22 protein-coding genes and 3 pseudogenes are annotated in these 22,618 nt (G+C 61.1%); 12 read left to right on the forward strand and 13 right to left on the reverse strand.

What is annotated here, in order from left to right:
* Nucleotides 1-389 precede the first annotated feature (389 nt).
* Complete coding sequence (locus tag M3I54_RS01190; protein ID WP_309249584.1) at nucleotides 390-929, forward strand: MFS transporter; 540 nt, start codon at nucleotides 390-392, stop codon at nucleotides 927-929.
* 382 nt (nucleotides 930-1,311) lie between these two features.
* Here the strand turns inward: M3I54_RS01190 and M3I54_RS45300 are convergent, their stop codons facing one another.
* The 10 genes and pseudogenes from M3I54_RS45300 to M3I54_RS01230 form a co-directional block, all read right to left on the reverse strand.
* Nucleotides 1,312-1,758, reverse strand: coding sequence for an aconitase family protein (locus tag M3I54_RS45300; RefSeq protein WP_375542080.1), 447 nt, complete (start codon nucleotides 1,756-1,758; stop codon nucleotides 1,312-1,314).
* 49 nt (nucleotides 1,759-1,807) lie between these two features.
* Nucleotides 1,808-2,017, reverse strand: coding sequence for a hypothetical protein (locus tag M3I54_RS01195; RefSeq protein ID WP_254332363.1), 210 nt, complete (start codon nucleotides 2,015-2,017; stop codon nucleotides 1,808-1,810).
* A 238-nt stretch (nucleotides 2,018-2,255) separates the two neighbouring features.
* Nucleotides 2,256-3,242 carry a class I SAM-dependent methyltransferase gene (locus M3I54_RS01200; protein WP_254332366.1) on the reverse strand — a complete coding sequence of 329 codons (987 nt, stop codon included), beginning with the start codon at nucleotides 3,240-3,242 and terminating at the stop codon, nucleotides 2,256-2,258.
* A gap of 104 nt (nucleotides 3,243-3,346) precedes the next feature.
* A complete protein-coding gene (locus M3I54_RS01205; protein WP_254332368.1) occupies nucleotides 3,347-4,180 on the reverse strand; it encodes an alpha/beta fold hydrolase in 834 nt (277 codons plus the stop codon).
* Between the two features lie 2 nt (nucleotides 4,181-4,182).
* The gene (locus tag M3I54_RS01210; protein ID WP_254332370.1) at nucleotides 4,183-5,787 is read right to left on the reverse strand and encodes a class I adenylate-forming enzyme family protein; all 1,605 of its coding nucleotides are present in this window, start codon (nucleotides 5,785-5,787) and stop codon (nucleotides 4,183-4,185) included.
* A gap of 252 nt (nucleotides 5,788-6,039) precedes the next feature.
* A complete protein-coding gene (locus tag M3I54_RS45305; protein ID WP_375542082.1) occupies nucleotides 6,040-6,162 on the reverse strand; it encodes a BBE domain-containing protein in 123 nt (40 codons plus the stop codon).
* Nucleotides 6,155-6,625 (reverse strand): annotated as a pseudogene (locus M3I54_RS01215) (FAD-dependent oxidoreductase); the annotation flags it as partial. The gene M3I54_RS45305 and the pseudogene M3I54_RS01215, both read right to left, overlap by 8 nt.
* Before the next feature lie 197 nt (nucleotides 6,626-6,822).
* Nucleotides 6,823-7,569 (reverse strand): SDR family NAD(P)-dependent oxidoreductase, encoded by a 747-nt coding sequence (locus tag M3I54_RS01220; RefSeq protein WP_254332374.1) that lies wholly within the window; start codon nucleotides 7,567-7,569, stop codon nucleotides 6,823-6,825.
* 295 nt (nucleotides 7,570-7,864) lie between these two features.
* Nucleotides 7,865-8,605, reverse strand: a complete 741-nt coding sequence (locus M3I54_RS01225) for an SDR family NAD(P)-dependent oxidoreductase (protein ID WP_254332377.1) — start codon at nucleotides 8,603-8,605, stop codon at nucleotides 7,865-7,867.
* Between the two features lie 229 nt (nucleotides 8,606-8,834).
* Nucleotides 8,835-9,056, reverse strand: coding sequence for a hypothetical protein (locus M3I54_RS01230; RefSeq protein WP_254332379.1), 222 nt, complete (start codon nucleotides 9,054-9,056; stop codon nucleotides 8,835-8,837).
* 74 nt (nucleotides 9,057-9,130) lie between these two features.
* Here M3I54_RS01230 and M3I54_RS01235 point away from each other — a divergent pair.
* Nucleotides 9,131-9,205, forward strand: a pseudogene (locus M3I54_RS01235) (integrase); the annotation flags it as partial.
* Between the two features lie 28 nt (nucleotides 9,206-9,233).
* Here M3I54_RS01235 and M3I54_RS01240 read toward each other — a convergent pair.
* On the reverse strand, nucleotides 9,234-10,151 hold the full coding sequence (locus M3I54_RS01240; RefSeq protein ID WP_254332381.1) for a LysR family transcriptional regulator: 918 nt from the start codon (nucleotides 10,149-10,151) through the stop codon (nucleotides 9,234-9,236).
* Nucleotides 10,152-10,265: 114 nt separating this feature from the next.
* Here M3I54_RS01240 and M3I54_RS01245 point away from each other — a divergent pair, with 114 nt between their 5' ends.
* From M3I54_RS01245 to M3I54_RS01270, 5 genes and pseudogenes are all read left to right on the forward strand, one after another.
* Nucleotides 10,266-11,285, forward strand: a complete 1,020-nt coding sequence (locus M3I54_RS01245) for a zinc-binding dehydrogenase (RefSeq protein WP_254332383.1) — start codon at nucleotides 10,266-10,268, stop codon at nucleotides 11,283-11,285.
* A 150-nt stretch (nucleotides 11,286-11,435) separates the two neighbouring features.
* A complete protein-coding gene (locus tag M3I54_RS01250) occupies nucleotides 11,436-12,011 on the forward strand; it encodes a TetR/AcrR family transcriptional regulator (RefSeq protein WP_254332384.1) in 576 nt (191 codons plus the stop codon).
* A 6-nt stretch (nucleotides 12,012-12,017) separates the two neighbouring features.
* Entirely contained in the window at nucleotides 12,018-13,001 is a 984-nt protein-coding gene (locus M3I54_RS01255) for an NAD(P)-dependent oxidoreductase (RefSeq protein ID WP_254332385.1), read from the forward strand.
* Between the two features lie 594 nt (nucleotides 13,002-13,595).
* A pseudogene (locus tag M3I54_RS01260) lies at nucleotides 13,596-13,742 on the forward strand (SDR family NAD(P)-dependent oxidoreductase); the annotation flags it as partial.
* A gap of 217 nt (nucleotides 13,743-13,959) precedes the next feature.
* Nucleotides 13,960-14,907: a pseudouridine-5'-phosphate glycosidase gene (locus tag M3I54_RS01270; RefSeq protein ID WP_254332386.1), complete on the forward strand. Its 948-nt coding sequence runs from the start codon at nucleotides 13,960-13,962 to the stop codon at nucleotides 14,905-14,907.
* Nucleotides 14,908-15,164: 257 nt separating this feature from the next.
* On the opposite strand, the gene M3I54_RS01275 is transcribed toward M3I54_RS01270, so the two are convergent.
* Complete coding sequence (locus tag M3I54_RS01275; protein WP_254332387.1) at nucleotides 15,165-15,758, reverse strand: hypothetical protein; 594 nt, start codon at nucleotides 15,756-15,758, stop codon at nucleotides 15,165-15,167.
* 552 nt (nucleotides 15,759-16,310) lie between these two features.
* Here M3I54_RS01275 and M3I54_RS01280 point away from each other — a divergent pair.
* The gene (locus M3I54_RS01280; protein ID WP_254332388.1) at nucleotides 16,311-17,060 is read left to right on the forward strand and encodes a creatininase family protein; all 750 of its coding nucleotides are present in this window, start codon (nucleotides 16,311-16,313) and stop codon (nucleotides 17,058-17,060) included.
* A 128-nt stretch (nucleotides 17,061-17,188) separates the two neighbouring features.
* The gene (locus M3I54_RS01285) at nucleotides 17,189-17,653 is read left to right on the forward strand and encodes a RidA family protein (RefSeq protein WP_254332390.1); all 465 of its coding nucleotides are present in this window, start codon (nucleotides 17,189-17,191) and stop codon (nucleotides 17,651-17,653) included.
* Between the two features lie 642 nt (nucleotides 17,654-18,295).
* On the opposite strand, the gene M3I54_RS01290 is transcribed toward M3I54_RS01285, so the two are convergent.
* A complete protein-coding gene (locus M3I54_RS01290) occupies nucleotides 18,296-19,237 on the reverse strand; it encodes a LysR family transcriptional regulator (RefSeq protein WP_254332392.1) in 942 nt (313 codons plus the stop codon).
* A gap of 124 nt (nucleotides 19,238-19,361) precedes the next feature.
* Between M3I54_RS01290 and M3I54_RS01295 the strand changes: the two genes are divergently transcribed.
* From M3I54_RS01295 to M3I54_RS01305, 3 genes are read left to right on the forward strand one after another with little or no spacing between them, the layout of a single operon-like run.
* Nucleotides 19,362-20,564 carry an FAD-dependent monooxygenase gene (locus tag M3I54_RS01295; protein WP_254332394.1) on the forward strand — a complete coding sequence of 401 codons (1,203 nt, stop codon included), beginning with the start codon at nucleotides 19,362-19,364 and terminating at the stop codon, nucleotides 20,562-20,564.
* Between the two features lie 43 nt (nucleotides 20,565-20,607).
* A complete protein-coding gene (locus tag M3I54_RS01300; RefSeq protein WP_254332396.1) occupies nucleotides 20,608-21,678 on the forward strand; it encodes a cupin domain-containing protein in 1,071 nt (356 codons plus the stop codon).
* A gap of 26 nt (nucleotides 21,679-21,704) precedes the next feature.
* The gene (locus M3I54_RS01305; protein ID WP_254332398.1) at nucleotides 21,705-22,562 is read left to right on the forward strand and encodes a fumarylacetoacetate hydrolase family protein; all 858 of its coding nucleotides are present in this window, start codon (nucleotides 21,705-21,707) and stop codon (nucleotides 22,560-22,562) included.
* Nucleotides 22,563-22,618 lie beyond the last annotated feature (56 nt).

Genomic DNA, 22,618 nt, shown 5'->3' on the forward strand with positions numbered 1-22,618 from the left:
CGCGCGCCGCGAACTTCAGTCGAGCCCGCCCTGGCACAAATACTTGATGCTGAGGTGATCTCGGCGACGGCGTCGCCCCCGATCTGTCGGCGGTAATCGACTGGCATTTCGGATCGCCTTGATCCGCGACCTTCCACTGCCAGTACACCCGGCTAGTGTCATTGGCGATGCCGTTGCCCTCACCCCGCCTGGCGCACCGCGTCGCGCCCTGCCTGCGCCTTTCGCGCCGCGGCATTGCGTGCTTCGAGGGGCGGGTAGTCGCTCCCCCTATGTTGGGGGGGACGTGACACGCAATCGCCTGCAATTTACGGATTCGGCCGACAGGTGCTCACGCGTGCAGACGGCATTGCGCGCAAGCCCTGACGGCAGCGACGACCTCATGGCACCTGGTGACGAACGAAACGCGGGGGTGTTCCAGCCGCATAGGCAGCGTCAAACTCAAATCAGGAGACTTCCATGTACCCAACTTCACGCACGATCGATGTCGTGCGGTTTATCGACGACCAGCGCATCGGCCGGTATCAGGCCGATTCGAGAAAAACACCGTGGTCGCGACCTCGGTTGCATTGGGCGCAGCGACGCTCTGGCTCCTCGGTCAGCACAAGGGCAGTCTTGAGATCCTCACGCCATGCGTGTTCTTTGCGGGTGCGTGTCTGAACGGCGCCACCGTCTCGATGGCCGCGCTCGGGGCATCCACGTATCCGACGAGCGGTCGCACGACCGGCATTTCGTGGATGAATGGCGTAGGCCGCTTCGGCGGAATGCTTGGACCGCTGATTGGCGGATTGATACTCAGGCATGATCTCGCGGTCGGCACGATGTTCGCGCTGCTCGCCGTTCCAGCCCTGATCCAGGCTGCGGCGCTGTGGCTCAAACGTTCGGTCCAGGCCCGATTCACCCGGCTCGAATACCCCGGCAGCACTATCTGAGCCACGCCGGCTCTCGCGAGTCGCGCTACCCATGCCGCAAAACGCGGATGAGACAAATGCCGCCCGACGGCGGCTCATTTGTCGAGCAGGTACAGCGCTCGCATCCTGCGCCCTGCCTTCCAAAACGAGCGAGGCAGGCGTCCGGCCAGGCATCGGCATGGGTGCCGAGTCGTGTCATTGATACTCATGCATGCATCCTTAAAGGGAGGGAAATCAGGTTGCGGATTGCGTTCAGCCGGTCACATGTTCGGATAGTTCGGGCCGCCACCGCCTTCGGGCGTGACCCCAACGATGTTCTACGTGGGGTCCTTTGCGCCAGAGGGACACATCGTTTCCACCCGGACGTAACGCCAATCGTTCTGCCGGCAATGGCCGAAGCGCGTTATGCGCGGGAGCCCCCCGGCGCGCCGCCGAGCCACTTGTCCACGAGCCGCCGCAACGACTTCTCCGCAGTCTTCATGACACCCTCCCTACGTGCATCGCAATGCCCTATCTCATCGTGAAGAATCCTGTCCGGCGACCCCGCTGGATTGGCGCATGGATACCGGACTTTGCAAGTGACAAAGGTATCGCCACACGCACGATCACCCCCCGCCGCTGAAGTCGATACGAACCGTACGCGGCACGCGAAGCGCAATACGCTCGGAGAATACGCTTCGAGCATGTTCTGATGAATGCCGAGCGCAAGCGTACCGAAGGTGCCCAACTGGCTGATATGCGGGTCGAAGTGCACGACTAGCGCGCCGGGAACGGCATAACCCACTTCGGCGGCAACCTGGTGTCCAATGCCTTTTTTTCGAAAAGCGCAACGTGGTTTTCGGATGTCCACTCACGAGTCTGGCGATGGAAGACCTCCTCTTCCGCCGAGATGGCGGGAATCATGTGATCGATAAAGACTCCGAACCTTTCTGGTTCGGCGACTGATCGATTCCAAGGTCTCGTTTGATCTGCCTGAAGTACACGTTCGTGTAACCAGGGAAATCGTACACGAGCAAGAAGTCGGGTTTGGCCATAAACTCGTCGCTCGCCGCAATCGAATTCAGACCTGCTGCGCGGGCCAGGATTTTTTCGGTGATGGTGAAGCCCATTGTCTTTCCTCTGGTTGGCTGGATTCGCTCGATTCGCGAATGTCGGTACATGGATTATGTGGACCGATCACCAGAGGTTGAAGCGCAAAGTACGAATAGTAGCTAGCAGCGTGACGGCTAGATCACGCAAGGTCCCCGCTGGTGCGGAGCCGACGACGATATGACAATGCAGCTGGCAATCGCCATCGAGAATCCACTATCAGAGGCTTTTCGGTCAAAGCGCTAACAAGGCGCGGAATTAGCGCTTGATCGCGCGCGTCATTAGATAGTGCTGCCGCACCATGTTGTCTTCCAGATGGCTGGCGATGCAGCCATCCAGTTCGGCGCGGAAGGCCGCCAGCCTGGTCGCGTCATCCTGCAAGGTCTGCACCAGTTTTACCATAGGCACAAATGTCTCTTCCGCACCGCTTCGGTAGTGCTGCGGGCTTAACGCCGGGAAGCATAATACGCCGCGGTCGAACACGATGTCAGCGACTGTTTCGCCCAGCCGCTGGCGGACGATACTCGGCTCGCCCCATTGCAACGGGGACGCAACGCCCGGGGGCGGCGGCTGGTATTTACCAACCAGTGCAGCCATTTGGCCGACAAAGTGTTCCGGTGGCCAGGTTGAAAACGCGATGGTGCCGCCCGGTTTTAGTACGCGCAGCATTTCCGCAATCGCCACTTCTGGCCGTGGCGCGAACATATGGCCGAATTGGCTTAGCACTACGTCGAAGCTTGCATTGTCATAGGGCATTGCCTCGACATCGCCTTCCCGGAAATCGATCTCGACGTCGGCCAGTGCGGCATTCTTCTTCGCACGCTCAATCAGTGCCCGCGCCAGATCCAGGCCACAAGCCCGGGCGCCGAGACGCGCCGCAGTCAGCGCGATCACACCGGTGCCGCAACCGACGTCGAGTACCGACTGCTGTGGACGCACGAGCGCATGGCGGATCAATTCAGCCGCCGGCATCGTCGAAATCGCTTCCAACGGCGCAAACAGTGCCCAGGCTTCGCGCTGTACCGCCTTCAGTTCGGCAAAGGGATCGTCCGGCACGGGAACCTCCATAGGGAAACGGTGAACACTATCGGGGAGAAGATCGTTGGTATTTTTCCCTTCAAGGTAGTTCGTGGCGGAGAAGACTGCAAATCGCCTGAACCAAGGTGGCGACGTGTGGTAATTCGACTGGAACAAGCCGACCGGCCCCGCACCGATCACTGGGCTCTCGCGGGCGTAGCGAATCATTTCGCGTAATTGCCGTGAGAACCTCGCGTTGCCCGTCCGCTTTAATCGGCTCAACGGTCGGTCCAACGTCGCCGGCGATTTCATACGGCCTTCTATAGGACTGCTCAGTCCGGGCGATGCAGCATGCCCGTTTGCTGCGTCAGCCATCGCAACAGCGTGTCGGTGACGAATGCCGGATTTTCCAGATTCGAAATGTGACCGGCTTCAGGTATGAGCACATGCTGGCAACCAATGATCTCGGCCATACGCACGGTTTCGGCCGGCGTGCGGGCAACGTCGTGTGCTCCGCACAGCAACAGGGTACGGCCGCCATCAAGTGCCGCAAGATCGGAGACCGAGTCAGGCCGCTCAAAGATCATTCGCCCCAGCGGAACTATCGATTCTCGCAATTGCGACGCTGAGAAGTTTTCCAGCGCGCGCCTGAATGACATCGGTAGTTCGGCGTCAGGATCGGCGCCGCTCCGGAAAAATAGCTGGACGATCGCATCAAGCATCGGCGACGGAATGCTGCCAAGCGCCTCGATCGTGTCAAGCATCTGGAAATACTGCGTGCGGTTTGCGTGCGGCTCGGCCCCGAGGTCGGTATCCATCATGATCAGCGTATGGACTCGCGACGGATCGCGCAACGCAAGCTCCGCGCCCCACATGCCGCCGATAGACAGGCCAACGACGGCGCATTGCTGGATGGCAAGCGCATCCAGCAGGCGACTCGCGTGCCTGGCGAGATCACCCAGGGCACGCGTGCCTTCAGGAAGACTGGCGGATCGGCCATGGCCCCAGAGATCGGGGGCGATCACCTGAAACGAGCGCGATAGTACCTCGATTTGCGGCTCCCACATGGACGAGTCCCACAAGTAGCTGTGCCCGAGCAGAACCGGGAAACCCGTACCCCGGATCTGGTAGTGCAGGGTTCGGCCTTCGATTTCGATAAATGGCATGACTATTCTCCAACTGGAAGAAATCGGACGATGTTGCTGCCGACGCCGTTGCGCGGCTCACGCGAATGCTGCTCGCCGATTGCTTTCAGCCTGGCCCGATCCACTTTGCCTAACGAATTGCGCGGCAACTTGTCGACGACGATGAGCCGCTCCGGCATCTTGTAGCTCGCCACCCTGGTGGACAGGTCGAGCAATACTTCCTCGACCTGCGTCGCGGCTTCGGTCAGTTCAACAAAGCCGATTACGCGCTGACCGAGGACGGCATCCGGCACACCGACTATCGCTGCCTCGCGCACGCCGCGATGAACAAGAAATGCGTCCTCAACTTCGACCGGCGAGATATTCGACCCGCCACGGACGATCAGGTTTTTCTTTCTGGCGACGTACCAGAAATCGCCGGCTTCGTCCTGTCTCAGCACATCGCCCGTGGCCCACCAGCCATCCTTGCGTGCGTCGTCGATGTGTCCGGGCCCATGCCAGTAGCCGACGAACATGTTCGGACCGCGCAGCAATAGCTCGCCCGCTTCGCCGCGCTTGACGGTGTTGCCTTCTGGGTCGACGAGGCGGACCCGGTTCATGTCGACCGCACGGCACACCGGCCCGATATCGAATCCGTAGGTGAACGTGCCCACGCTTTCGCTCATCCCAAGCACGTTGCGCACCCTGACGCCGAACACCCGCAAGAACTCCTCCTGCAGACTTCGCGGTGTCGTGTCGCCTATGACGAGGCAGGTGCCCAGTGACGTGACGTTGCGTGGCTGCGCAATCTGCTCGGCGATCGCCCCCGAATACATGAACGGCAACCATATCAGCATGGTGCAACGGTGCCGCTCTATCAGGTCAAGCGCGGCCGCCGGCTCGAATCGGTCCATCAGGACGCAGATGCCATTTGTAGCTAGCGTCGCCAGCACAGTAACGAGCCCTCCCCCATGCATCATGGGCGTGGCAACAAGCGCGACGTCGTACGGCCTCGACGCGACGGCCTGGCATGCTTGCGTCATCGCGCACACTGTGCGCTGGGTGTGGGTGACGAACTTCGGTTCCCCCGTAGTGCCGGACGTTGACAGCAGAAGCGCAGGTTCATCGACGCGCGCCGGCGCGAGCCGCACCTCGTCTTCCTGGTGCTCAATCAACTCGCTCCATACCTTTGCGCCCGTGCCCTGGGACGAGCCGTCGACAAGAAAGCGCCTGTGGGCATCGAGAATCGAACCATCCACACCCGCAATTGCGCTGTATAGATCACTCTGACCCAGATACAAAGAAACCTGCAGCCGTCGCAATTGCGGCTCGAGTTCCGCGCGTGTGAGCCGGTTATTCAGCGGCACCGCGATTACGCCTGTCAACATGCACGCGTAATACGCGATGACGGTTTCCGGTTTGTTCGTCAGGTGCAGTGCGACGCGATCGCCTGGTTTCAGACCTTGTGCGCTCAAGCCTTGTGAAAGCCTTCTGACGTCCCGTGCCAGACGACCGTAGGTCCATATGTCATCGCCGGCGATCAGCGCAATCGCATCAGGGCGGGCTGCGGCAGACTCGAACAGGAGCTCGTGCACCGTAAGGAGTCGCGGCGTCTGCACGGGTTGCGGGCGTGTTTCTGGACAAGACATGGTGGTTGCTCCAAAGGGGCGTTTGGCCCTCGATGACAGGGCTATCGTGACAACACTCGACGCTCGCTATCTATTCCGGCGCTTGCGCTGCGGCCGCGCCGCGAACGAGATCATCTGCGGGGGGGCGGACAGTTTGATAATCTCGAGGAATGCTGAGCAGTTTAGCGAACGCGCTCGCTGTGCGATTGGCTGCTCAACGCTGGACGAGGGGTTTGCCATCTGACTGCTCCTGAAAGGACGTCATCATAGGCATCACGCGGCCCGTGAAAAAGCTGGGAGCGGAATGGCATGGAGGACGCCTCTCGAGTCGAAGCGGGTTTTGATCCGGGACAGCCTCAACGCATTGGGGCCGTAGGCGTGGGCTATCCGGTCCATAGCCGCCTCCGAGCGTGAGGCCGGCCATGCTCACCGCCCCGTCGTTGCCGATCACCGCGGCAAGACCTCGCTCGCCCGCAGCGCGATTGAGCTGAGCGCTCGTCACGCCCGCGCCGATCGTCGCTTCGCTGCGCCCGGTGTCGATCTCAATGGTCCGCAAGTCGCAAAGGTCTAGCAGCAGACTGCCGTCGCGCATAGACCGACCGGTCCAGTCCTGCCCGCCGTTGTAGACGGCGAGCGGAGCGTCAAAGCCGCTCGCGGCGCGCATCACACTTGAGACCTGAGCAACGGTGCTGCATCGGACCAGCATTTTCGGACGGGGATCCAATGCGCCGTTCCAATGCGCAATTTTCCCGCCAACTGCGGGCATCATCAGCACCTGGCAGCCGGCCTCGATGAGCCTGCCCTTCAACGCCGCCCAGTCTGTCTGATCGATGTTTGCGATTACGTTTTCGCCGTCCATTCCACTCACTCCATCAGTACGAGACCGCGTTGCCTGAACTTCCAGCCGGGATCAGCAGGCCCCATCTCCGCAAACGAGCGGGCTGCCACCATCGACGGGAGTGACTTGTCCGGTCACGAAATCCCAGGTGGCGGATTGCGTCTGGAGGCGAACGGCCAGCACGTTGAGTCCGAGCCGGCCGGCACCTGTTTTCGGGATCAGCGCATGCCGCCGCTGGCAATAATGTGTTCGCCCGTCAAGCATCGTGCGTCGTCCGATGCAAGAAAGACTGCAATCGACGCGATGTCATCCGGTTGGCCCAGACGGCCGAGCGGCGTCTGGCTAAGGACCCACTGTTCAACCTCAGGCGTGACCCACCCTGCTGTGCGCAAACCCTCGGTCATCACCACGCCTGGATTAATGGCGTTCACGCGAATCTTGCGTGGACCAAGTTCGCGCGCAAGCACGCCCGTGATTGCATCGACGGCACTTTTCGTACCGGTATAAACGGCCGTCATCGGCGGCGTGATGCGGCTCACGTACGAACCGATGTTGATGATGCACGCCCCCTCCTGGAGGTGCTCCACGGCGGCTTGCGTCGCGAGCAGAACGCCAAACACGTTCGTGTTGAATTGCCTGTGGAAGTGCTCTTCGGTCACTTCTTCGATCGGCAACATCTCGAAGATACCGGCATTGTTGACGAGGATGTCGAGGCGTCCATAGGTTTCGACCGCCGCATTGACGATGCCTCGCGCGTCCGCTGCCTTTGACACATCGCCACCGACGGCAACGGCCTTGCCGTTCGCCGCGGTAATTGCCGCAACCACGGCATCCGCGCCCGCCCTGCTGCTTGCATAGTTGACGACTACGCAGGCACCCTCTGCTGCAAGTGCCTTGGCGATAGCGGCTCCAATACCCTTGGACGCGCCCGTGACAACGGCCACCTTACCTGAAAGCTTACTCATGATCTCTTCCTCAACGTAACGCGTACCAATGGACCCAACATCAGGGCATGACTGACCGCTTTCTCCGATCTGGTGAACGGCTCAGGCGAGCGCGGTTATGCGGTGCTGTGTGCTGGAGACCAGCAAAGGCTGGGTCCCCTTGCGGCAGCGCGTCTCGTCCGAACGGAAATTCCAGGACCGGCGATTCGAGTTGAACGGCAGTGCCTGGCCGACGACTGCCTGATGCGGTCGGCGGTAGCCGACCCATTGCGGACGTTGCGCGAGCAAGTCCAACCGGAGATGGCAGTCGTGCCCCTCAAGCGTTGGTGCCGCCGTCGACGGTGAGGCTTGCGCCGGTGATGTAGCTGGCCTCGGGGCCGGCGACGAACGCCACCATCGCGGCGACGTCGTCGACGTGGCCGAACCGCTTCAGCGCGGTGATCGCGATCTGCGGCGGCGCCCAGTCGCCGGCCGCGGGGTTGTTATCGGTGTCGATCGGCCCCGGCTGGATGTTGTTGACCGTGATGCCGCGGGGGGCGACCTCGCGAGACAGGCTCTGGGTGAACATCTTCACAGCGCCCTTGGTCGCGGCGTAGGTCGCCAGGACCGGCATCATGTTCCGCTCGCCGACGCAGGAGCCGATCGTGACGATGCGGCCGCCCGCCTTCAGGTGCTTGAGCGCGGCCTGGGTGGCGGCCAACACGCCGCGCAGATTAATGTTGATCACGAGGTCCATCTCCTCAAGCGTGGTCTCCTCGAACGGCTTGGGGATGAGTGTGCCGGCGTTGTTCACCAGGATGTCGAGCCCGCCGAAGATGGAGACGGTCTGTTCGACCGCGGCCGTGACGGCCTTCGCATCGGCGGCGTCCGCCTCGATCGCGATCGCCTCGCCTCCGGCGCTTTCGATCTCCTTCACCACCCGGGCGGCGGCGTCCGCTCCCTTGATGTAGGTGATCGCCACCCAGGCGCCTTCGGCGGCCAACCGCCTGGCGATCGCGGCGCCAATGCCGCGCGAACCGCCGGTGACGAGGGCAGTCTTGCTGGTCAGTTTTGCCATGGGACACTCTCCTAAAAAACTAGCTTCCGTGACTCTATGCACGTGTGCATCCATGCCCTGAGACCTCGTGCATAACCGGTCTCTAACGGAGAACAGTCGGATTGGACAATCTATTCCGTATTTGCCGCGATCAGGACGATGGTTACTGTCCCTGTCTATCTGGCACCGTATTATGTTGAAGCTAGTCGAGTCTTTTTCTGGCACTCCATAGAGGCTTCAGCGTTTCACGCTACGACGCCTCAAAATGAGGGAAATCATTTGGATTCCTGAGCGCATCGGGTTGACTCAAGGTAAAAATCAAACCAGCCATTAACGCCTGACACTGCCCTGCTGGATCGGAGATCGTCAGCTTGCGTAGACCCAAACGCAAGCTGGAAACTTCCGTTTGCTGATGAATGACGGATGTAGCGTATTGGCTGCCTGCGGGAATGATAATCAGCAGGCGTTTCATAAGGCTCATTCCCGAAGAGAATCGATCGCGGGATAAACGTGACCGGACTACACGTTGAGCTCGACGAATGGTGATGGATTGCGTCCATCGGCCTCGACGACATGGCGTACGGCACGCACACCATGCGCCGCGCGAAGGCTTCATTGATTTAAAATGGCCGATGAGCGGACGCTTCCGCTATGGTTTGAAGTCGTCCAATCGCTTGCCCCTGAAGGCGCTAACGACGAAATCGACAAAAACACGTGTCTTGGCCGAAATGAGCGTTCGCGATGCGTAGTAGAGCGAAATTGTGCCGGCATCCGCGTACCAGTCCGGCAGCAGCCGAATCAGATCTCCGCGCTCCAGGTCGGGCAGCACATCAACCAGCGCGATCAACGACATGCCCAGGCCAAGACGCGTGGCCTCGCGCATCGCCGCAGGATCATTCACGACGATGGTTTCCGTGAGCGTACCCGGCACCTCGATACCGTTCGCATTCCGGAACATCCAGCGGCGAATTCGCCCCGTTTGCGGTGAGCGCATGGCGATGCCGTTGTAAGCAGCGAGTCCCGAAGGATCGGCCGGCAGCGACCGGCCGGACATATAGGCCGGCGAGGCCACGGCGACGATATGCACCGGGGCCAGCGCGCGTGATACGAGACCGGGGGCGAGATTGAAGGCACCCCCGATGGCGGCGTCGTAGTTCTCGGCGATCAGGTCCACGGGCCGGTTCTCGAAGTGCCATTCCGGCTTGATTCGCGGGTACCTTGCAAGGAAAGGCGGCAGCAAAGGCAGAATATGCGCGACGCCAAACGCTGGACTCAAGCTGACTTTCAAGACGCCTGACGGCTCGCTGCTGTGGGCTGCGGCCTCGGCAATGGCGGCCTGGAGCGCATCGAGATTACCGTCGATCGAAACCAGGAACCGCTCGCCGGCTTCCGTGAGCGTGAGTTTGCGGGTCGATCGTTGAAACAACCGTACCCCCAGGTTGCGTTCGAGCATCGCCACGTTTCGGCTGACCGCCGCGGCGGTCAGCCCCAGCCTGCGTCCCGCCTCTGAAAAGCTGCCGCCTTCCGCCGCCCGTACGAAGGATTCGAGGTTTGCCAACGTTTCCATATGGGTCGACGATCTTCAACGATTGCTTGAAGCGGAAACAAAAGAATACCCACTAATCGCGGCGCAACAAAGGGCCTATCTTCGCTCCACACCCTCTCAACCTGGAGTGAAAGCATGAAAGGCATCGTTCTCACCGCGTTCGGCGACCCGGCGAAAGTCCTCGAACTGAGGACCCTTCCCGATCCGACGCCGCCGGGACCCGGTGAGGTCGTGGTCCGCGTGACCAGACGCAGCATCCATCCCGGCAACCTGGCGATGGTCCGCGGGCGCTTCAACATCCCGCTTCCGGCAGACGGCTTCGTGGTGCCGGGAGGCGATGGCGTAGGCGTCGTCGAAGCCGTGGGCGAAGCTGTGGGCCCCGCACAGGGCGTGAAGCCGGGTGCACGAGTGATCTTCAATCCCAGCCCGGGCGCCTGGGCAGAGCGTCTCAAGACGCGCGTCGAACTGGTGACGGCCATCCCCGACGACCTGTCGGACGCCATCGCTGCCCAGTTGCTCCCGAACACGGTGATCGCCCTCATGCTGCTGCGTGCCGCAAAGCAGGCCGTGCCGGACGCAGGGTGCGAGACGCCGATCTTGCTGACCGCTGCCGGGTCCTCCGTTGCGCGCATCTTCGCGGTTGCCGCCCGCAGGCGTGGCTTGAAGGTCGTAAGCGCGGTACGCAGCAAACACGGCGCGAACGCCCTGTCCGCGCGGTTTCCGGATTTGACCGTGGTTTCGACGGCCGATACGGACTGGGCCGACCAGGTCCGCCGGGCCGCAGGAGGGCGGCCGCTTCAGGTCGTCGTGGATCCGGTAGGGGGCGCGATGGTGAGCGATCTTGTCCGGCTGCTCGGCGACGGCGGGGCCCTGCTGTTTTACGGCGGACTCGCGCCGGAGCCCATTGCACTCCCGTCCGTCCAGCTGGCGCATCACGAGATCATGTTCAAGGGCGTGTCGAGCGCGCGATGGCTGCAGACCACGTCGGCCGGGCAGCGCCGCGAGGATGTGGCGGAGGCGATCGAGATCGGCCTCGCGGCGCCCGAACAATTCGAGGTGGAGGGCGACTACGATCTGTCCCGGTTCATCGACGCGATCGCGCACATCGAGCGGACGGATCGCAGCGGGGCGGTCCTGATCAGCTCTGATTCGTGAGGTGGAATTGCTGGAATCGACTGAATGAGCACAAGCATCCATTAGCACGACCACCGCACCGCAGGCGATCGCCTGTTACCGGCCTCGACTCCGGCCGCACAGGCTATATCGCCGCTATACAGTCGCCTATATCGGTGCTATATTGGTGGTATGGATACACGGACCACCCTGCTTGCTGCGGCGCTGAAGGTTCTCGAAGAAGAAGGCGAGGCGCAGTTTTCGACGCGCGCGGTCTGCTCCCTCGCCGGAGTCACCGCGCCGACGCTTTATCACCACTACGGCAGCGCCGACGGTCTGCTAAGTGCCGCGATGGCGGAGGCGTTCGCGCAGTTTCTGGAAGGCAAAAATGCAGCCGCGCAATCGCCTGATCCCGTGAGCGTCCTGCGCGATGGCTGGGACGATTACGTGCGCTTCGCGGCGGCACGGCCCAGACTCTATGCAGCGATGTTGGGACGTGTTCTGCAGGGGGCGCAGATACCGGCTGCCCAGCAAGCTTTCGCGCTCCTCATCGAGCGCATTTCTGCCATCGCCGCCGAGGGGCGGCTCGCGCTCGCGGTGGAAGTCGCGGCGGATGTGATGTGGGCGTCGGCTAACGCGGCTTCCCTGCTCTATGTCACGGCGCAACTGCGCCATGCGGCGGCCCCCATGTCCACCGTTCTCGAGGACATCCGCGAGAACGCCATGCGCGCGATTCTAACGACGGACACAACGGATACGAAAAGTTGATCGACCATGAACATCCTTGTCACTGGAGGCTCCGGTCTTCTCGGCAGTCGCTTGCTCCCCGCACTCGCAGCGGCAGGCCATCAGGTCTTTGCGCTTGCGCGCTCGGCGTCGTCCCGTGAAAGGGTGCAGGAACTGGGCGCTCAGCCTGTCGATGGCGATCTGGAAAACCGCGCGCCGCTGGTACTGCCCGCGCTTGATGCCGTAGTTCATGCGGCGGCCATGTTTCGCTTCTCCGGACCGCGCGCGCCGTTCTTTCGCGCCAATGTGGATGGCACCGCCAGATTGCTGGCAGCGGCAGAGCAAGCTGGCGTGGCGAGTTTCGTTCATGTCAGCGCGGCAGGCGTCATCATGGACGAATCCGGTTCGCCCATCCGTCATGCAGAGGAGAGCGCTCCTACCTTTGCGCAGCACTTTTCGGCTTATCTGGCGAGCAAGGCGCAGGCCGAGCAGATCGTGCTGGCTGCCAACAAGCCGGGTTTTCGCACCATCGCATTGCGCCCGCCGGCACTCTGGGGGCCGGGTGATCCGTTCAGCCGCGCGCTTCCCCGTGCGATCAAGTCAGGCCAGTTCGCTTTCATCGACCGTGGCGACTATGCGTTCTCCACTTGCCACGTGGATAACGTCGTCGAAGCCGTCCAGTGCGCGCTGACACGCGGCGAAGGTGGTCGCGCCTTTTTCATCACTGATCAGCAGACGCAAACGTTCCGCGAGTTCATCGCTTCAATTGCAGGCGTGCAGGGTCTTTCCGTCACGGAACTACGTTCGATGCCTTATTGGCTGGCCTCAGCCTCAGGGCGCTTGATGGATGCCGTCTGGGCCATTCTGCGGAAAAACAGCGACCCACCCCTGTCGCGTTCAATGGTGCGCATGATCGGGCGGGAATTCAGTGTGAGCGATGCTGCCGCACGCCGCGAGCTGGGCTATGTCGGAATGACCTCGCGTGACGATGGCTTGCGCAGCTATGAGGTCGCGCATTCTCCTGGAGCGTGATCCTCGCCAAAATGCTCGCTGAAAATCCCACACACGCTCTGTTATCCGACTCGCCTCGTGATTTGCATTTACAGGTCGTTCGCGGCAGTTCCTGTGATGGTGTAACGGCTGGCATACGGGGGCGGCTACGAAAGTTCGGTATTGGCGCGGGCTCGCCCGGCTGAAGGCGCAACATTCGTCGCGGCCCTTCGGACAGGAATGGTTATTCGACTTTACGCGCTCTCTTCGGGAATGAGCCTTATGAAAGACCTTCTGATTGTCATTCCCGCAGGCAGCCAATACGCTACATCCGTCATTCATCAGCAGACGGAAGTCATACTTCAGGAACCCAAACTATTTTACAAATTTTGATGCCTCGTTTCGTGAAACGCCAAAGCATCTCTGGAATGGCAGAAATCGACTCGACTACCTTCAATATAATAGGGTTTCAGGTGGAACAGAGCACCGACTAGCCATCGTCCTGATCGCGGGGAAAAACGGAATAAATTGTCCTATCCGACTGTTCTCTGTTAGAGACGCACTATCTACGAGCCTGCCGGGCGTGGATGCAAACGTGCATAGAGTCACGGAATCTATCTTTTCAAGAGAGCGAATATGCAAGCCGGTGCAAAAGTAGCCCTCGTCACTGGAGGGAACCGTGGAATCGGGTTCGAAACTGTAAGGCAACTCGCCGATGAAGGTCTAATGGTGCTGCTCGCAGCCCGGGATCTGGAGGAAGCGGAACAGGCTGCAGCAAGCCTCAAAGCGGAAGGTTTGACGACGGTCTCTCCGGTCAAGCTGGTATGCTCGCCGGACCAGTTCTTCTGGCTGCGTCCGTTCGCGGGCGTCTCAGGTAAGCACGGGCATACCGCGCCGTGCGAACCTGTACCCCATCGGCGCATCGACCCATCCTGGTCCCGGGCTCGGCGGCGGTTCGGGTTGGATGGTAGCGAACCTGCTCAGTTGACGAGGCATCGACATGGTTACGGACCTTGCACGCTCGTGGTTGACCTGCAGCGCTCCTGTGGCTGCCGCACAGGCCGCCGGCCGCCCGCTCGTGGCGCTGGAATCGAGCATCATTGCCCACGGCATGCCCTACCCGGAGAACGTTCGCACTGCGCACGAAGTGGAGTCCTTGATCCGTGACGCGGGTGCTGAGCCCGCGACTATCGCACTGATCGGTGGGCGAATCCACATCGGCCTTTCGAATGACGAACTGGAACTGATCGGCCGCTCGGACCGGGTACATAAGGTCAGCCGCCGTGACCTGCCGGCCACTCTGGCCAGCGGCGGGCTCGGCGCCACGACTGTGGCTGGCACGATGATATGTGCCGCGTTGGCCGGCATTGAGGTCTTCGTCACCGGAGGCATTGGCGGCGTACACCGGGGTGCGCCGGAGACCTTTGACATCTCGGCCGACCTGCAGGAACTGGCGAAGACCTCGGTGGCGGTAATCTGTGCCGGTGCGAAGTCCATCCTGGACATCGGGCTCACACTGGAATACCTGGAAACCCACGGCGTGCCGGTACTCAGTTGCGAACAGGACAATTTCGCGGCGTACTACACGCGTGACAGCGGCTTTCGCGCGGACCTCAGGCTGGACGACCCGGCGGCGCAGGCGCGGTTCATCCGCACCAAGTGGGACCTCGGCCTCGAGGGCGGTGTGGTGTTGAGCACTCCGGTGCCGGTAGCGGCAGCGATGACGTTCGAAGAGATCGACGCGCTGACTCAGCAGGCGCTCGACGAGGCCACTGCGAAGGGAATCACGGGTAAGGCCGTGACCCCCTTCCTGCTGGAGCGCATCACGGCGTTGACAGATGGACGCAGCCTGGCGACAAACATCGCGATCGTGAAACACAATGCCGAGGTCGGGGTACGGCTGGCGCTGGCGTTGGCACACGTAGAGCGCGGGACAAGCGCGGCCTAGCCACCGGACAGCCTCCACAGCCGTGTATAGGCAAACGTGTCGTCGAACGGCGTCGCTCCAAAGTGACTGCTAGCTTCCTTCGCGATTGTCAGGACCAACTCTCCAAACCGGCGAATTTGGCTATGGCAGGCCAGAACAACGGGCGCGGGTTGCGCGCGCACGCGTCGATCCACGGCATCGGCAACCGATCCGCCTCGCACACCGGCTGCCTCCGATTGTGCACGCTTGATTTCGCGATGCAGAACAGCGGTGCCGGGTCAGGCAGGCACTGTCATGATCTTGGGCGGTAGACCGCGCAAGATCGGCCGTCCAGCATCGTCGGTAATCAATAGGTATTGGTATGTCGCTGCGGCATGGTGCGGCGAATAGTAGTAGCCTTGACGGCCATGCTGATTGCGCGTCGTCATGCGGCCGGCATTTTGCGCCGTTAGGTCATATTCACGATAGCTCCCGCCGATTGCCGTCGTCGGGTTGGTTTGATGGCGTCCTCGGTCGTGCCCCGGAGCCGGATCGCCGTTGTTGATCAGATTGATCACCGCGGCCCTATGTGCCTGCGGAATCGTCAAAAGGCTGATATAGCCGGGGTTGGTTTTGCCTCTCCACGCCGTCTTAAGTGGCTCCAGCGCAAGATGTGCTGCCCGCAACTCGGCGATCACCTTGGCCAGGAAGTCGGTTGTCGAGATGAAGGACATATGCTCCGCGTTGATCGCACGGATGACATGGCTGACGCAAAAATCATCGAGTTCTCGGCGAGACTGTTGCGGCAGGCGTTTATCTTCTAGACGTTCGTAGGATGCAATTTCCTTCGCCTTGGCGACGGGAATGATTGACCCGCTAATACGTATTGTCATGAAAGTCCCCACGAGTGCTGTCGAACTCAAAGTATCTGTCGCGACCAGGTATCAGGTGCTAATCACAACAGTTTGCTAGCCGATTTATTCCGTTCCGCATGTGGGTGCACATAGCCTGATGGCATTCGGCGCGTATCTCGCGCTCAATTCGTTTCGTCTCGACAGCACAACTGGGTCGTCGAACAGCCTATCGCGCGCGACCGGGCGTTCGCACGCAGCGAACCTCGCACGGATTAACGAGTCGCTGAAGGCTGCAGGTTGGGAGTTACGTATCGTCTGTGCGAGTTTCCAGCCGGCGCTGCGGATCGTCAGGCCGCGGATTCCGTTGCATCGCTTGAAATGTGCCCGCACAACCTCACGCTCGCGCATTGGTGGCGGATTGAACTGATCAGGGCCAGAATGCAAGCCAGATAGCATCGGCGTTGCTCACAAGGCAACAACTCGTGCACATAGTTGCTCTTGTTCAATACACCCAATGCCGCCACCATCCTCAAACCCGATACCGTTTGCGTATCGCATGTGAGCCGAAAGTGGCTCGATCGAGGAGGTCTCATGCTGTTACACCTTTCAACCTGGGCCGAGATAGCGCAATACCTGCAGCGCAGCCGCGTCGTTGTCGTCCCGATCGGCTCAAACGAACAGCACGGTCCCACGGGCCTGCTGGGCACGGACTGGCTGTGTCCCGAGATCATCGCGCATGAGGCCGAGAAGAACGCCGATATTCTCGTCGCCCCGACGTTCAACATCGGCATGGCGCAACACCATCTCGCCTTCGCGGGCACCATCTCGCTTCGCCCGTCCACCTTCATTGCCGCGATCGGCGACTGGGTGCGCTCACTGGCCGGTCATGGTTTCACGCGCATCCTGTTCCTCAATGGCCATGGCGGCAACATCGCGTCGATCGAGGCAGCCTTCTCCGAGACCTACGCTGACGCCAGCTTCGCGCGGCAACGCGCCGGCTTCGCGCTGAAACTGTGCAATTGGTGGGATCTCGAAGGCGTCGGGGAACTGGCGCGCACCCAGTTTCCCGAAGGTCACGGCTCGCACGCCACGCCGTCGGAAATCGCCATCACACAATGGGCGCTTCCGGATTCAATCAAGCATGCCGATTTCGCCCCACCCATCGCGCCATCTGGCCCGATCCGCGACGCATTCGATTTCCGGGCCCGCTTTCCCGACGGACGCGTGGGCTCGGACCCCGGTCTCGCGACACCGGCCAAGGGCGGCGAACTAGTGAAGCTCGCGGCGCAAAGCCTCGTGCGCGAACTCGTTGCGTTCAGCAGCGAGCCTGTGCCGGCCTGACGCGCCGCGTGTTGCCGCCGACTGCAGACCCTGCCCGCCCGAACTCGCGCGAGCGCTTCGCCGAAGCCGCCAACCAGCGCCCGGCGGGGACCGCAACACACCGTCCATCACACTCCATCGAGTACGACATGTCTGAACGAGATCCTTACGCCGTGCTGAAAGCACTTGACATCACCTTGCCGGTCGCCGGCGCCCCCGCGGCCGCGTACGTCATGTGCGCGCAGAGCGGCAACATCGTCTATCTTTCAGGCCATCTCGCGAAGCAAGACGGCAAGCCGTGGGTCGGCAAACTCGGCGATACGATGAGCACGGACGAAGGCCGTGCCGCCGCGCGCGCGGTCGCAATCGATTTGCTGGGCACACTTCACGCGCATCTCGGGCATCTGAAGCGGCTCAAGCGCATCGTCAAGGTGACGAGTCTCGTCAATTCGACGCCGGACTACACGGAGCAGCACCTCGTCACAAACGGCGGATCCGACCTGTTTCTGGAGGTGTTCGGTCAGAGCGGCAGGCACGCGCGCTCCGCCTTCGGCGTTGCGCAGATTCCGCTCGGTGCGTGCCTGGAGATCGAACTCGTCGCCGAGGTCGACTGAGCATCGCTGCTCTTTGTCAAGGAGCGGCCTCTGCATCTCCCGGCCGTTCACGAAGTCCAGACAGATAGCGCAGCCCTGGTGGGAGACCGCACAGACGCGCGCCGAACGAAAAGCATCCTGGACGCGCTTCCAGCCCCCCATCAGCGCGTCCGTGCGTAGTGCGTTGGATACGATGCGGTGAAATTCGCCGCGTGCTTTCTTATGAATTCCTAAACACCAAACGAATGCATAGGAGTACCAATACACTGCGAACGATCATTATATTTATGTTTACATGATGCCTGGCCGATTGCGTTGACGTCGCATGCACAGGCAGCCGAGGTGTGAAGCTGCCGACCTGGCTTTCTTGAAGGCGCTCACGGCCCGCCCCATTGGAGGCGGTCGCGAGGTAGCCCACTTGCTTGCCGACGGTCGGCCGGCGAACCGCCGGCATTGGCCACAACCAGCCCACCACGCCAGCGAGCCAACAGTCACTCGACCGTCCGGTTTTGGCCTTTAAAGCGGACGCCACCTGGTCCGGCTGACAATCGGCGGCTCTGTTCTTCTGCGACGGCTTGTTGTCCGCTTCGGACGTTTGACCAATATCCACGAAGTTTTCCTGGAGCTGGTCTGCCACGTCATATGCTGGAAGCACATGTACACTCATTTTGGTAACGGCTGTTGATTCGCAGGACTGTCCAGATCCTGGAACAACTCATGCACCAGAGCTCGCAACCAACGCACCGCAGCGTCGTCGTGAAAACGCTTGTGCCAGTGTTGACGAAGTCGGAATGTCGGCGAATCGAACGGCAGAGCGTGCACTGCGACACCTCGAGCATTCCGGAATAACTCGCCTGTTTCCCGCGGCACGATGGCGATGAGATCCGACTGCGAGACAATCTCGAGCAGGCTCAGGAAGCGGGAAACCTGTAGCGGCACGTTGCGCACGATTTTCTTTTCCACCATGTGTCGCAGGATGATCTCTTGACTCCGGCCCGGAGTGGCCACGTCGACATGCGGGGCCTGCAGGAATCGGGTCATCGTCAGCTTGCCCTTCACATGGCGATTGTCCTTCGCCGCGATCGCAACAAAGTGACTCGTGAAAAGCCCTTGCTGATAAAAGTCTGCGCCGACGAGGTCGGGATAGTACCCAACAGCAAGGTCGACATCGCCAGACTCCAGCTGTTGCTCCAGGGCCGACGGTGTCAGTGAAAAGACCCGAAGCTGCAAATGTCGCCCGTGGCTCCGTAGTGCGCGCATCAACGGTGGCGCAAAGAAGCTTTCGCCCACATCGCTCGTAGCGATCCGGAATTCCCGATTCGAACTCGCTGGGTCGAACATCGCCGGGCTGAGCAAGCCGGACTGGATGCGTTGCAGGACGTCACGCACGGTGTCCACCATGCCTAGCGCCCGCGGTGTCGGCTGCATGCCCGACTTGACGCGCACAAACAGCGGATCGTCAAAGGCCGCACGCATCTTTAGCAATGCATAGCTCATCGCAGGCTGGCTCAGCCCAAGCTCGCGCCCGGCAACCGTCACATTGCGGTGCCGGAACATCGCATCGAAGACAACCAGCAGGTTCAGATCTAGATGACCAAAATCCATAATTTGGATTGCGACTATTGAAGTTGCCTGATTGACGAATAATGGTCAGAAATCGATCATTCTGTCAACGGATCATGGCGGCGCACCAGATCCCAAGTCAATCGCAGAAAAACTGGAGACAAGCGTGGCGAACGCAAACCTTCCCCTCATCGTGGTCGGCGGCGGCCTCGGCGGACTGAGCCTTGCCCTGGCGCTGGGCCAGAACGGGCGCCGGGTGCATGTCCTCGAGCAGGCAGCCCAGATCTCGCCGATCGGCTATGGCATTCAACTCGGACCGAACGTTTTCAAGGCCTTTGACCGACTGGGGCTTTCGGAAACGGTTAAAGCCTCCGCGGATTTCCCGGTCTCTCTGTCCATGCCGGACGCGGACAGCGGTCAAACCCTTGTGCAGGTGCCTTTGACCTCGGAAAAATTCTATCGACGGTTCAAGAATCCATACATCGTCATCCACCGGGCTGACATTCACAACATCCTGCTGGAAGCCTGTCGTCGCACACCGGGCGTTGAACTGATCGTCAACGCTACAGCAGTGAACTTCGAAGACCGCGGCAGCGACGGTGTACGCGTCACTTGCGCGGACGGGCGAACTTTCGAGGGTGCCGCGCTGATCGGTGCCGATGGCATCAAGAGCAAGGTACGGGAATATGTTGCCGCCGAGGAGCCTGCTCGATCGGTCGGCTATGTCGCGCACCGCACCATGATCGACATGAAAGATGTTCCCGCTGATCTGCCTCATCAGCAGGACGTCGTGCTATGGGCCGGGCCTGGTTATCACGTCGTGCACTATCCGCTTCGAAACCGGACCATTTTTAACATCGTGGCAGTCTTCAAGGATCCTGCTCCCGGCCACGGTGATCTGCGGATCACGCACGAGGAAGACGTCAAGCATGTGTACGCCAATGCACACCCTGCTCTAAAGAAGCTCCTGTCGATGATGGATCTCGAACGCCGCTGGGTTCTGGCCGACCGGGATCCGATCCGGCAATGGACTCGCGGGCGCATGACGTTGCTGGGAGACGCGGTGCATCCGACGCTCCAGTCATTGGCACAGGGTGCGGGCATGGCAATCGAGGATGCAGTGTGCCTGGCCGACCTGCTGCACGGGATGGACTACGACTACGAGCGCGCGTTCCGCGAGTATCCGCGGCGGCGTCTCGTCCGCAGCGCACGCGTTCAGCTTGGCTCGCGCGAGCTCTGGGAGTTCTATCACGTCGAGGGCATCGCCCGCGAAGTGCGAGACGCAGGATTGAAAGATCGCGGCGAGGACGACTACTACGACTGCCTTGAATGGATCTGGAAGGGCGACCCATCCCTCGTCGAGGCCTGACGGTCGCGTGTTTGCTGTCTCAATTTCCACGGATAAGGAACACATGATGAGCGCACAACCGAAAGTCGCTGTGCGGGAAAATCCTGCAAGCAATGCCGTCTCGTTTCGCGAGCAACTGGCAGATCTTAACGTCGCCCCATTGTGGGACGTACTGACAGGGCTTGTGCCAGCAGAGCCGCGCCCGAAAGCCACGCCTCATGCCTGGCGGTGGGCTGTCATGCGTGATCGGCTGATCGAGTCCGGTACCGTCGTGAGCGCCGAAGAAGCGGAGCGACGCGTTCTGATGCTGGAGAACCCCGGTTTGGGCGGTTTGCCGAATGCCACCGATACGATCTACGCGGGCTTGCAACTGATTCTTCCTGGCGAAATCGCACGCGCACATCGCCACACCCAGTCTGCATTGCGTTTTGTGCTTGAAGGCGTCGGAGGCTATACGTCTGTCGACGGCGTTCGCACCGAGATGCTTCGCGGCGATTTTATCGTGACGCCTGCGTGGACCTGGCACGACCACGGCAATGATGGCGCCGGCCCGGTGATGTGGCTTGACGGACTGGATGTCCCGCTCGTGACATTTCTGCGCGCCGGATTCCGGGAGGAGTACGAAACTGCCACGCAATTTCCTCGCAAAGGAGACTCCGATCAGGTGCTCGTGCGGTACGCCGACGCGCTGCTGCCGCTGGAGAGCAAGGATACGGGGTCGACCTCCCCGATATTCAATTACCCGTATGCCCGGACCCGGGAAGTCCTCGATGAGCTTGCACGCAATTCGGACATCGATGCGTGCCACGGTGTCAATGTTCGCTACGCCAATCCGCTGACCGGTGGTTGGGCAATGCCGACCATTGCTGCCTCGATGCGCCTCATCCCGCGCGGCTATACCACCGAATTCTTCCAGTCGGTGGAAGGCACGGTCCTCGTCGGCGTCGAAGGCTCCCCTTCGGTCGAGATTGAAGGTGTCGGCAGCTTCGACATCTCGGACAACGATGTATTCGTGGTGCCCGGCTGGAGCCGCTGGCGCATGAGCGCCGATGCGAGCGACGACGCAGTGCTGTTCGTCTATTCCGATCGACCGGTCTACGAAAAGCTCGGCCTTTACCGCGAAAAGCGCGGTTGACCCCCACCTTGACGCAGGATTAAGCCATGAAGATTTGCCGCTTTAACGATAACTGTATCGGAGTCATCCGCGGCGATGCGGTCCACGACATCACGCCCCTGTTCAAGTCGCTCGGCGAACCCGGCTGGCCGTATCCGTCTTACGACTGGATCATCGGGAATTTTCCCCGCGTCCAGGTACAAATCGAGCCGTTCCTGGCTCGTGCGACGACCCTCGCCCTGTCGGAGGTGACGCTTCAAGCCCCCGTTGCGAACCCGGGCAAGATTATCGGTGCGCCGATCAACTACCGTGATCACATCGACGAGGCCAATGCCGACCAAGAGATAGCTAACGGCAAGACGTTCACGACGCTTGAACAGTTCGGTCTGTTTATCAAGGCGCCGACCGCGCTGAACGGCCCGGACGGCATTGTCGAGTTTCCGTTTCCGGAGCGCCGCACTGACCACGAGGTCGAACTGGGCGTGATCATCGGCAAACAGGCGAAGCGGGTACCGCGCGAGCGCGCTCTCGAGTACGTCTTCGGTTACTGCGTCGCGCTGGACATGACTGTGCGCGGCCCCGAATTCGCGGGATTCCGCAAGTCGGCCGACACGTTCGCGGTCATCGGGCCGTGGATCACGACTGCCGACGAGATTGCGGACCCGAACGCGCTCGATCTCGAACTGACGGTCAATGGCGAGCCGCGCCAGAAGTCCAATACCAGGTACCTGATCTACAACGTTCAGCACCTGATTGAATATGCGTCGGCGATGTACACGCTGCAGCCAGGCGATGTGATCATGACCGGAACCCCGGCAGGCGTTGGCCCTGTGAAGCCGGGGGATGTGATCAATGCTCGCGTGGCGAGCCTGGGCGAACTGACGGTGCGGATGGCACAGTCATGAAGGACAAGCCGACTCACCAGCCGAGCGAACCCACGGCGGATGCAATGCCGCTTTGT

This window comes from Paraburkholderia sp. CNPSo 3274 (assembly GCF_024206475.1).
Lineage (GTDB): Bacteria > Pseudomonadota > Gammaproteobacteria > Burkholderiales > Burkholderiaceae > Paraburkholderia.

Bases quoted from the DNA above. Each gene is read 5' to 3' on its own strand.
- M3I54_RS01250 (WP_254332384.1), top strand. From the start codon at position 11,436: ATGGATACACGGACCACCCTGCTTGCTGCGGCGCTGAAGGTTCTCGAA.
- M3I54_RS01240 (WP_254332381.1), bottom strand. From the start codon at position 10,151: ATGGAAACGTTGGCAAACCTCGAATCCTTCGTACGGGCGGCGGAAGGC.
- M3I54_RS01195 (WP_254332363.1), bottom strand. From the start codon at position 2,017: ATGGGCTTCACCATCACCGAAAAAATCCTGGCCCGCGCAGCAGGTCTG.
- M3I54_RS01225 (WP_254332377.1), bottom strand. From the start codon at position 8,605: ATGGCAAAACTGACCAGCAAGACTGCCCTCGTCACCGGCGGTTCGCGC.
- M3I54_RS45305 (WP_375542082.1), bottom strand. From the start codon at position 6,162: ATGGACCGGATAGCCCACGCCTACGGCCCCAATGCGTTGAGGCTGTCC.
- M3I54_RS01210 (WP_254332370.1), bottom strand. From the start codon at position 5,787: ATGTCTTGTCCAGAAACACGCCCGCAACCCGTGCAGACGCCGCGACTC.
- M3I54_RS01245 (WP_254332383.1), top strand. From the start codon at position 10,266: ATGAAAGGCATCGTTCTCACCGCGTTCGGCGACCCGGCGAAAGTCCTC.
- M3I54_RS01285 (WP_254332390.1), top strand. From the start codon at position 17,189: ATGTCTGAACGAGATCCTTACGCCGTGCTGAAAGCACTTGACATCACC.
- M3I54_RS01275 (WP_254332387.1), bottom strand. From the start codon at position 15,758: ATGACAATACGTATTAGCGGGTCAATCATTCCCGTCGCCAAGGCGAAG.
- M3I54_RS01305 (WP_254332398.1), top strand. From the start codon at position 21,705: ATGAAGATTTGCCGCTTTAACGATAACTGTATCGGAGTCATCCGCGGC.
- M3I54_RS01270 (WP_254332386.1), top strand. From the start codon at position 13,960: ATGGTTACGGACCTTGCACGCTCGTGGTTGACCTGCAGCGCTCCTGTG.
- M3I54_RS01300 (WP_254332396.1), top strand. From the start codon at position 20,608: ATGATGAGCGCACAACCGAAAGTCGCTGTGCGGGAAAATCCTGCAAGC.
- M3I54_RS01220 (WP_254332374.1), bottom strand. From the start codon at position 7,569: ATGAGTAAGCTTTCAGGTAAGGTGGCCGTTGTCACGGGCGCGTCCAAG.
- M3I54_RS01255 (WP_254332385.1), top strand. From the start codon at position 12,018: ATGAACATCCTTGTCACTGGAGGCTCCGGTCTTCTCGGCAGTCGCTTG.
- M3I54_RS01200 (WP_254332366.1), bottom strand. From the start codon at position 3,242: ATGATTCGCTACGCCCGCGAGAGCCCAGTGATCGGTGCGGGGCCGGTC.
- M3I54_RS01290 (WP_254332392.1), bottom strand. From the start codon at position 19,237: ATGGATTTTGGTCATCTAGATCTGAACCTGCTGGTTGTCTTCGATGCG.
- M3I54_RS01205 (WP_254332368.1), bottom strand. From the start codon at position 4,180: ATGCCATTTATCGAAATCGAAGGCCGAACCCTGCACTACCAGATCCGG.
- M3I54_RS01280 (WP_254332388.1), top strand. From the start codon at position 16,311: ATGCTGTTACACCTTTCAACCTGGGCCGAGATAGCGCAATACCTGCAG.
- M3I54_RS01230 (WP_254332379.1), bottom strand. From the start codon at position 9,056: ATGAAACGCCTGCTGATTATCATTCCCGCAGGCAGCCAATACGCTACA.